The 10,928-nt window shown below is 28.0% G+C and carries 8 protein-coding genes; 2 read left to right on the top strand and 6 right to left on the bottom strand.

All coding sequences use genetic code 11. The annotated features are described in order from the left end of the window. The first annotated feature begins 73 nt into the window (after positions 1-73). Positions 74-1,927 carry an AAA family ATPase gene (locus CD129_RS08295; protein WP_115337955.1) on the top strand — a complete coding sequence of 618 codons (1,854 nt, stop codon included), beginning with the start codon at positions 74-76 and terminating at the stop codon, positions 1,925-1,927. A 142-nt stretch (positions 1,928-2,069) separates the two neighbouring features. On the opposite strand, the gene CD129_RS08290 is transcribed toward CD129_RS08295, so the two are convergent. After that, on the bottom strand, positions 2,070-2,165 hold the full coding sequence (locus CD129_RS08290) for a type I toxin-antitoxin system Fst family toxin (protein WP_000493115.1): 96 nt from the start codon (positions 2,163-2,165) through the stop codon (positions 2,070-2,072). A gap of 245 nt (positions 2,166-2,410) precedes the next feature. Further along, entirely contained in the window at positions 2,411-5,599 is a 3,189-nt protein-coding gene (locus tag CD129_RS08285) for a CDP-glycerol glycerophosphotransferase family protein (protein WP_115337954.1), read from the bottom strand. A 158-nt stretch (positions 5,600-5,757) separates the two neighbouring features. Here CD129_RS08285 and CD129_RS08280 point away from each other — a divergent pair, with 158 nt between their 5' ends. Beyond that, entirely contained in the window at positions 5,758-7,272 is a 1,515-nt protein-coding gene (locus tag CD129_RS08280) for a glycosyltransferase (RefSeq protein ID WP_160149128.1), read from the top strand. A gap of 179 nt (positions 7,273-7,451) precedes the next feature. On the opposite strand, the gene CD129_RS08275 is transcribed toward CD129_RS08280, so the two are convergent. The 4 genes from CD129_RS08275 to CD129_RS08260 form a co-directional block, all read right to left on the bottom strand. Then, the gene (locus CD129_RS08275; protein ID WP_107518466.1) at positions 7,452-8,000 is read right to left on the bottom strand and encodes a GNAT family N-acetyltransferase; all 549 of its coding nucleotides are present in this window, start codon (positions 7,998-8,000) and stop codon (positions 7,452-7,454) included. A gap of 290 nt (positions 8,001-8,290) precedes the next feature. Continuing rightward, entirely contained in the window at positions 8,291-8,812 is a 522-nt protein-coding gene (locus CD129_RS08270; protein ID WP_115337952.1) for an NUDIX hydrolase, read from the bottom strand. Between the two features lie 122 nt (positions 8,813-8,934). Beyond that, positions 8,935-9,684, bottom strand: coding sequence for a hypothetical protein (locus CD129_RS08265; protein ID WP_115337951.1), 750 nt, complete (start codon positions 9,682-9,684; stop codon positions 8,935-8,937). 646 nt (positions 9,685-10,330) lie between these two features. Continuing rightward, on the bottom strand, positions 10,331-10,768 hold the full coding sequence (locus CD129_RS08260; RefSeq protein WP_115337950.1) for an HAD family hydrolase: 438 nt from the start codon (positions 10,766-10,768) through the stop codon (positions 10,331-10,333). Between the last annotated feature and the right edge of the window lie 160 nt (positions 10,769-10,928).

The following is a 10,928-nucleotide window of genomic DNA, read 5'->3' as shown; positions in this document are numbered from 1 at the left end:
GAAATTAGCATCATGCTAGCAAGTTAAGCGAACACTGACATGATAAATTAGTGGTTAGCTATATTTTTTTACTTTGCAACAGAACCAATTAAAGTCAATAAAGATTGAAGGATTTAGAAAACATTATTCTACAGAAGTAATTTGTGAAGATACTACATTTCTCATTGGACCAAATAATGCTGGAAAGAGCTCTGTATTAAAAGCTATTAAATACCTGCTAGAAGGCAAAAAGAAAATGGATGACGGTGATTTTTGTTGTTTTATTAATAGTAACAATGAAATTGATAAATTAACTGATAAAGTTATAATAACTGCTGAATTCAATAACCTAAGAGATGAATCATTGAATTGGAGAGGTTTTAACTCACATAGACTCTTTAAAAATCAAGATTTTGAAAATGAAGGTTATAGCATATTTTATAGAAAAACATTTGATAACAGTAGTTGTCAAATTGAAATGAAACAGAAAGTATTAACTTTAAAAGAAGATTTTAGCGACTGTAAAAAAATTCAAGATTTCATAGATAAAGGTATAGATATATCAGTATTTGAAGACTCTCTTAGTAGTATAAAACCAGATAAAAAGTTAACTTCCGCAGACTTTGAAAAACTAAAAGAAGAAGGGTCAGATATATTATTTAATATATCTGATTCAATAGAATGGTTTAAGAATCCAGGAGGAATTTCTCAAAATGTATCTAGCAGACTACCCAAATTTCTTTTAATTGAAGACAAATCTCAAGATAATGAACTCTCGGGCCAAACGGGGGCATTAATGACAACATTAAAGCAGTTATTTGAAGATGTAAGAGAAGAGTCAACTAATTTCGAAAGAGCACAACATTATTTAAATGAATTAGCCAAAGAGCTAAATCCACAAGATGAAGATAGTGAGTTTTCACAATTGTTAAGTGAATTAAATCACGTAGTTAGCGATGTTTTTCCTGACACTTCTTTTATTGCACAAGCAAACTTATCAAATGCAAATGATGCTATTAAACCTAGTTTTGATGTCCAATTAGGAAGTAATGTCTATACTTCAATTAGTAACCAAGGATCAGGTGTAGTTCGGTCTGCAATATTTGCAATGCTAAGATATAGAAACATGAGAGAAAATAAAAAAAAGAAACAAGGTGAATATATTAGACCATTACTAATTGCTTTTGAGGAGCCTGAAATTTATTTACATCCTCAAGCAGCAAAACAGATGAAAGAAACTATATATAGTTTATCGTTACAAGATAATAATCAGATAATATGTACTACACATTCTCCTTATATGATTGATTTGAGTAAAGATACACGGCAGATATTAAATGCTTTTAGTTTAGAATATAAGCAAAACCCACTGGGAAATGATGAAACCGATATAGAGCATATAGTTATTAATCCTTTTAACATAAGTACTAAATTTAAAAATTTGCTCGCTGAAGACAAAACTCATGTAAAAATGATTTTAAAAATTGATGATAGTATTGCTAAAATATTTTTCGCTAAAAATGTTCTTGTTATTGAGGGAGATACTGAAGAACTTGTTCTTAAAGAAACTATACTAAGGATGCCCGAAAACATGCAAAAAGAATTTTCCTATAATTGGGAAATTGTTAAAGCAAGAGGTAAAGCTACAATTATTTCTTTAGTTAAATATTTAAAATCTATGGGTATTAAGACACACGTTATACATGATAGAGATGGAAATACACCTGGTGCTTTCAAATTTAATAAATCAATCTCTAAGGCTCTTAATGATAATAATAAATTACATTTATTAGAAGAGTGTATTGAAGATACACTTGGATACAAAGCACCGTCCAATGAAAAACCATATCAAGCGTATAAATTTATAAATGAAAATTGGGGAGATTCGTGGAAAAATGTTAATGACAATTGGAAAATGATAATAGATTGTTTATATAAACAAAGATAGCAGATGATTTTTGCATTCATCTATACTTGGTGATATACTGAAATTAACAAATAGTGTACTAGCATGATAAGCACCGAGCCCGATAACTACTGCGAATAGTTATCGGGCTCTTTTGGTGTATTAGCTATATGTCGTCGCTAAATTACTTCTCACGATTATTCAGCCAATGAGAAAATAATGTGAGTATAACTCCTACTACGATAGGAGCTATAATAGTTACAAATAGTGTACTGAACATGATGTCACCTCCTTCCATGCTAATTACAGCACAGAAGTAAAACGACGACTTTTATATTATACCATCTGTATCTTTTGAAGCATATCCACTTCCGATAATCATCGAATATGTTAACTAATTGTTTAACGTATGGTTATGATGAGTTTTTGTATGTTTTTATATTAGCTTTAGTGTATGAATAGTAGTTTTGTGAAACGCTTTAAAATGAAAAGTATTATTAATTCCTTTAATGGAATAGTTATATATTATTTAAAAAAATTGTGAATAATACTTTGAGCAGCTGTTCCCTTTTCATATGAACAAAACTTATCATAAAATTTTTCATACTTCATTTGATATTGTTGCTGAATTTGTTCAATATTTTTAATAGATTTTATTAAAGAGTCATTTGTTTTTATAAGAGGTCCAGGGGCCTCATTTTCAAAATCAAAATAAAATCCGCGTAAACTGTCTCTATAGTGTTCTAAATCATAAGTAAAGAATAGCATAGGTTTTTTTGTATTAGCGAAATCAAACATTACGGAAGAATAATCAGTGATACAAATATCAGTTATTAAGAATAAATCACTGATATCATTATATTTATTGCCGTTAATCACAAAATTATCTAAAGAACTATCTAACTGTAAAGCGTTACTAACAATAATGTGTGGTCTTAGAATTAAAATATAATCTTTACTTAGTTTTTCTTTCATTTGTTGCAAATCAATTTGTAAGTTAATGATATGTTTTTTAGCTTTATTAACTTCATCATCACGGAAAGTTGGTGCATATAGTATGATTTTACGTTCATCTTGAATACCTAAACGTTGTTTGACTTTTTCCTTTTTATTATTAATATATGCTATATCCTCATTATAAAATATATCATTTCGTGGATAACCAACTTCTAATATTTCTTTTTGAAATTCAAAGGCTGATCTGAAACATCTAGATGCGTATGGACTTGGTGAAACCAGATAATCCCAATGTTTAATTGCATTGTTAACACGGTTTTTATAGTTAGCATCTCTACCTTCAAAACTTTCAACATCATTTAACATTTTCTTAAGTGGCGTGCCATGCCATGTCTGGATATATATTGTATCTTTAGGTTTTGTAATATAATGCGGAAAGTTCTGGTTATTTACCCAATATTTTGCACGGGATAAATAATGATAATATTCCGGTGATAAACGTTTTACTCTTATAACATTAGGATCATTAAATGGAAATTGTAGGTTACTTACCCATACAATTTGGTAAGCGTCACTGTATTCTTTTAATTTATCGTAAATTACTTTTGGGCTATCGCTCACAGATTTACCTACATTACTTTCAAACACAACCAGGTCCTTTTTAATTGGAACAATCTTGGAAATTGCTGAGTTATATTTATCCATAACGTTAAAATATTTCTTACTCTTCCTAAAGCGTTTGAATAAATGTTGGGATAAAATATCATATTTGAATTTACTTTTTAATCGATTAGTTGTTTTGGATTTTTGAACAGCTTCAAAAATCCTTTGACTGTTGTATTGATCATGATATTTAATAAACTGATTTGCTTTTATTTCAACATTTTTATCGATTTGATAATTATTCATAATCATCTTTTTTAGTTGTTTTTCTAAGTCTTGTTGATTATTAACTATCGTACCGGGCAATTCATTTTCTATATCAAGATGTGAAGGTTGCTTACCTAAAAATTTATCTTTATCAAATTGATAATAAATGACTGGTTTATTTAAAAAGCTAAAGTCAAAAGCAACGCTTGAATAATCTGTTATCATTAATTTACTCTCTTGGATTAGTTTTTGAACATCGACATCATCTTGTTTAACGCTGGTAAGATACGATGGGACATTAAACAAATCAATGAAAGGTTGCATATTAGGATGTAGGTAGAAAATAACTTCATTTCCGTCATTTACAATATTTTTAATGTTAGCGCTATTTAATAATTGATTTATTCTTTTCAGATATTCTGAACCTTCTATCTGTTCTGTGTTGATTAACCAATCTCTCCATGTTGGAATGATTAAAATTTGGTTTTTAGTTGTAACTTTTGGATTAAAAAGATTGTCAAAACGAGCTAAACCTGTCACAGCAACTTGACTACTATCAAATTTTAAATCTCTAACAACAATCTGCTTTTCTCTCTCAGAGCTTGTAATAAAAAGGTCTACATTGAAATCTTTCAGTTGGTTACCATTAATATTTGATAAATTTTTAGTGCCTAGCACACCGTGTTGTAAAAACACTCTAGTAGCTTTAATTTTTTTTGTATAAACTACACTATTGGTAGGGAATATTAATTCTGGGTGGTGTGTTGTGCATATATAATCCGCTTGTAACATAATCTTGAAATGTTCTGGAGATTTGTAATAAATGACATTACCAAAAGGAAGAACATTTTGAATTTCATTAGAATCTTCTTCAATAATATAATACACAGGTAATTCTGGATGGTGCGTCCGCATATATTTAAAAAAGTGAAAACCATTATCTTGAGCTTTATAAGATTTTTCTCCCACAACCCAAACTTTTGGACGATTTTTTTGGAAAGGCAATTTCACGTTAGGTTTTTTTAAATTTTCGATATAAGTAAGGTAACTATCTATTGTATATCTGTTAATTCTAAATGAAAGATTACGCCCTTTCATAGTAAAGTAAGGAGTAATAGATATAATATCATTTTGATAATCCGTAATAATTTCGCCCTTTAGAAAACGTTCTATTAAAATTCTTGGATTACCTATTTTTATTTTTAAAGGTACAAATGATTCTTGAACATCAATTTTTAAATAGATATCAATAACATCTCCAATAATATATGAATGCTTCATGAATTTTATTAACTCGTTGTATATATCAACGGAGAAATTAAATATAGAGGTATTGTTATTTTTACTATCTATAGTACTTGGTAAATAGACTTCTAATTCCCGATCAGTAAAGCGCGTTGTCAAAACAAGACTAGCTTTTTGAATTGTGGAGTTAATAATAGAAAATTGCCCTTCTATTAGCGCCTGGTGATTATTGAATTTTAGTTTATCGATATGTCGTCTTGAAAAAAATGCTTTTAATGGAGTGTAATTAGTCATTGTAAAATGTAAAAATCCGTTTTTAGTGGTATATGGATAAATTGTGTTAACACCATCTGAAACTTTCTCTAAATTATAAATAGATGTATATTCGTTAGTAACTTCTATATTTTTTTGTTTTTTACGCTTGTTTTCTAATACTTCCAAAGTTAAGAAAATCTTAGTTTCATTAAATTCTTTAAAGATGTCTAATACTTCATTTAAATCAATTTTAAAATTAAACGACTCATCATATGATTTGTAAAAAATAGATTTAAAGCTATTTTTTACATATAGGCCTGTAATGTTTTCTTTTGGTGCGCCAAAAGAAATATAAAGCACAGTGCCTTCTTGTTTTATATGTAGCAAAATAGTGCTCCTCCCTTAAATTATAGTATTATAGTATATAAATAGAATATACTATAATACTCTAGTCTACAATCTAATTTTCTGGGGGGGCTATAAAAGAAATTAGATATAAATAAGCATTGATACTTTAATATGAACAAAACAAAAGAGGTGTGAATTTGAAAAAAATATACTTATTAATTAATTCTTTAGAACTAGAACGAGGAGGTCTTACTAAGGCTAATTTACAACAAGCTAGCATGTTTAGTGAATTAGGTTACGAAACTTATATACTGACATTTAATTATAATTCCGATTATAACGGTATTATAGAAGATATTTATGATGTATATAAGGTAAACAAAAAAGTTAAAATAATAAATATGTATGATTATTTTAGAAATGAGGATCAGATTGACCAAAAATTCAAGTCATATAAAAATCTAATAAATGATGATTCAATAGTTGAAAAAAATGACAGTAAAGACATTGTTAAAATATATGAAAATGGATTATATAAAAAAAATATATCTTACAGAAGTGATGAATCTATTAAAAAAATAGATTACTTTAATAATTCAAATTATCGAATTAAAGTAGAATTTTATGCTCCTGAAGGATATATAGGTAAACTATCATATATGTATTATAATTTAAATAGACCCAGACAAATGACTTTTTACAATAGTATTGGTAACTGTTACTTGCGTAAAACAGTAAACCCTGAAAATGGATTAGCTACTAAAGTTGATTTAATAAAAAAAGGGCAAATAGTTCATTCTTTTAGAAGTGATAGACAATTAAAGTCTTATTTTGTAGAACAAATTGTCAATAATAATAAAGATTCTGTTATTATTTCTGATGCAAGAAATACTGATGATATTATGATTAATATAAAAAATGAAAATTCTAGTAAGAATGTAAGATTGCATAGTAATCATTTAAGCCCAAATGGCGAGATAGCTAAAACTGTAATGACTTCTTTAGAAAATCTTAAAAATATAGATTCTTTAATAGTATTAACAAGCCAACAAAAAGAGGATATTGTAAATAATTATGGTTATTCAGAAAAAGTAAAAGTTATTCCACATGGTATACAGACTTTGCCTTCAAAAGATATTAATAACATCATTAGAAAAAACAAAGCTGTTGTTATTTCTAGATTAGTTAAATTAAAACAAATTGATCATATAATTAAAGCAATGCAACTAATTAAAGATGATGATCCTGATTTTATATTGGAAATTTATGGAAATGGAAATGAATTAGAAAATTTAAAATCCTTAGTCAAAAAAAATAAACTAGAAAATAATATTATATTTAAAGGGTATACTAATAATCCATTAGAAATATATAATGAATCATTGCTTTCTATAACCACTTCTAAAAGTGAAGGTTTTTCATTAAGTATTTTGGAAAGTATGGCATCTGGAACTCCTGTAATTTCTTACGATTTTAAATATGGTCCAGAAGAAATAATTGATAATAATAAAAATGGCTTAGTTATTAACAAAGACAATATAAAGGAATTAGCTGAAAAAATATTATATTTAAAAAATAATGAAAAAGTTTTAAAAGATATGAGTGAAAAAAGTATAGAAAAAATTGAAGAAAAATTTTCAATACAAAGTGTTAAAAAGAAATGGTTTGAATTTATTGAAAATAATAATATAACAAACCCAAACAATTTATAAATCTATTAAACTTACTAAGTTAACTTATTTGATAATTTTTATTAAATAGAAACTTATGTTACTTATTGTTCGTTATTAAGATAGAATTTGATTTTGAAACGATTAAGAGACTTCCTTTTGAAAGGAAGTCTCTTTTATTACATATACTTAGAGTGTTATTTATTTTAGAGAGAAGAATATTAAAAAAATCGCCACTCTTCTCTTAAAATCCCCATCTGTATGGCATCATAGAATTCACCTTCAACTACGCGCCCTTTACGTATACGTGCCTCTTCTATCATTCCAGTTTTATTTGCTACTTTCATCATTCTAATATTGCCAGACCATGTTGAAATACCTATTCTATTAGCATCAGTTTCTTTAAATAGATAACTAATCCATTCTTTGAATACTTGAGAACCTAATCCCTTTTCCCATTTATTATTTTTATATATAACAATGCCACATTCTAACCATCTGGATTTCTTATCTTTCCAATATGATGTGACAACACCTAAAAAATCATCTTCATATTTTATTGCTAAAGTTGATAATGTATTTTTATAAAGATATTTACTTTCTCTATATTTCTTTTCGAATTCAGTAAATGTAAAATACTCTTCTTCGATATATGGACCGTTCCATTCCTTAGCTTTTTGTAATGGATCTAAATATTTCCAATAATAATAATCGTTTAAATCATCTTCATTTAGTTCTTCTAGAAGTGTCTTCTTATTTGTGTTTTCCAACTTTAATCTACTCCTACATTGTTCAGAATTTATTGATAGTATATACTTTTTACTGAATTAATTATATATAATAAATTCTATCACTCCCAAAACTTAAAACGTTTTTTAAAGAAAACCCCCCCTTAACTGTCATTTCCGATGCTATTTTGCACCTTTTTAAACGTTATTTTGCACTATAATACATGTGAAAAGAGGTTGGAATAAAGTCTTTTATATTCCAGCCTCCTGAAGTTTATGTAGTTAATAATATATACAATAATCATTTAATGAGATGAATTAAATTTTCATCATTATTTTATTTTTATTGCTCCATATTGTTTTCGGATATCGAATAGTAAATTAATTAAGCTTTCATGATAAGGAATAAAATTACTGTTTTTTATCATTGTTAATATCTTTTCCTTACTTTCCCATCTTACATTTTGCACTTCATCAAACTGTAGATTGAGCGTATCTAAATTGATCTCTTTTTCAATTAAATAAACGTCATCGAATCCTTTTTCAAAGTTAATGGTTAAATGGGGACGGATCTTATGAAAATCCATATCAATTCCAAGCTCTTCATATAACTCTCTTTGTACAGCTAATTGGCTGGTTTCCCCAACCAAGGCGCTCCCTCCTACAGTTAAATCCCACATATTTGCCCATCCTTCTTTAAAAGATTGTCTTTGTTGGATAAGCATATCACCGTTTGAATTAAAAATACACGCATGGACCACTAAATGAAAATCGTCCGATTTCAAATTTTCTCCACGAAGTGCTTTTCTGTTTGTTTTATTACGATTAATATCATAGACATCCCAAAATTCCATTTTTCATCACCTAACATAGAAAATCAAAGTATTTAGTCATCGAAAGTACTTATCGAATTAGGATTAGTCAAATCTTACTTCTAAATTTAAATCATCAATTAATTCGTCTTATTATCCTGTTGCTATATAGAAGTCTTATCTAATCTGAAATATTCAGCTAGCGAAAGTTTTCTTCCCTCTTTATCCCACTGGTGGTATGCTTCAAAAACCGCCTTTATATTATTTTGATAGCGATTTTCCACTAAACACTTAACAGAAAGAAAACTTTGCCAGTAATCAAACATGATGCTCGATAAACTTGCTGTATAGGAATTACTTCCAAATTCATCTATGGATCGGTTGCCATATTCTTTCGTAAATATGTCCACTAATTCTTTCTCTATCGTCGATATTTCATCAAATTCTTTCTCAGTTAAAAGATATTTTCTTGGTAAATACTGACACATTCCTTCTTCAAACCAAATACTGCCTTCTCGTTCATCTCCAAATTCATCCAAAAATAAATCTGAGTGATGGGTTAATTCATGACCTAATATAGTAAGTATGTGATTCTCAGAAAGTTTTTCGTAAAAATGCTGAATATGAAAAAAGCTTTTCCCATCCAATTGTTGAATAAACAGTTTTCTCCAAGCTCTTAAATCAGGTGATATGTATATCGTATCTTTATTTGTAAATGCAGGTATGGGAACATCTGAAAAGACATTTATTGCTAATTCTTGTGATGTCCACACAATACCTTTAGGTAAATCGTTTAGTTCAAAATCTTTTTCTAATATAAGTTGATATTCTTTCAGATTTTGTTCAAATGTAGTAATCAATTCTTCGTATTTTTCATATTCCCTTTTTGTTTCAAAAGCATAAATATGTTTCATTTAGATTAACCCTTTCTTTTGGTATTAATTCTAATGTTCTTACATTAACTTTAACATAAGCTGAATTAGATTATTTAAAGCGATTTACCATTCGTAAAAGTACACTTTTAAGAACGGTTTGAAAACATTTGAAATAGATCAAAATAAACTTTCTTAAACATATAAAAATAGTTTACGAACGTTCAATATTTTGCATATATTTTTACGAAAGTTTTTCAATTATAATTATAAAAATAATCTTCTGGTTAAACAATTTGTAGATGTGTTTTTCTCTCTTAAATTTTTGTTTGAGTATAGTAGACCCTAAATAGACATTAGAGGGATATTGATTTCACTGGTGTCACTTTCTATGTTATTTTGCACTGATTTAAGCGATAATTTGCACTCTAGTTAAGAAGCCCAGCTAATCTTTTCACGAAGACAGCTGGGCTTTTAAAGTTAGTTATGCAAAATAACACTTAAGATATATGCAATTTACCGTCAATAATGACACGCCTTTTTATCGTAAGTACTATTTTGTGTTTAAAACGGTCGTTTATTGGAAGGTATATCCGAGTTTATAATATAATTAAATACGTAACTTTTTTGATTAATTAAGTGTTAGCTAAAAAAATCTTGCCATTGTACCATTTATAATAGGTTTTATTTATACGTTTTTAATTAAACAAGGAAGCTGTTTTAAATTATCAATGACTAAATTTGTTTTGAAGTCATGAGATAAAAAGTTTCTTTTCCATATCCCAATCATCCCAACAGATTGAGCAGCTTTAATATCATTCAACGGGTGATCCCCGACGAAGATACTTTCATCAAGGGAGACATTGAGTTTCTCTGATGCTTTTATAAAAATTTCTGAGTCTGGCTTCTTCATCCCTTCACACTCTGAAATTAAAATAGTATCGAAGTATTTTTCTATATCCAAAGCCCTTATATTATCTAGCTGAAACTGACACTTTCCATTACTGATAATACCAAGCTTATAATGATTTTCTTTTAGCTCTCTTAGCATCTCCAATAAACCAGGAAAAGGTATACAATGATTGGAAAATTCACCCATGTAGTCTAGAAGCAATTCTTCCCACATTATACCCTCTATATTAAATTCTTTTACTAGCTGTTTATATACTTTGTCTTTCCACCTGTAACCGTGATTATCAAGACAAGAAGAAACTCGTTTTCAACTCGTTTCAAAAACCAAAACCAAGAAATCAAATTTAACCTTTTTTATCATCTTTTTCTAAACC

This window comes from Mammaliicoccus fleurettii (assembly GCF_003970575.1).
In the GTDB taxonomy this organism is placed as follows: domain Bacteria; phylum Bacillota; class Bacilli; order Staphylococcales; family Staphylococcaceae; genus Mammaliicoccus; species Mammaliicoccus fleurettii.
This window is presented reverse-complemented; position numbering and strand designations above follow the sequence as displayed.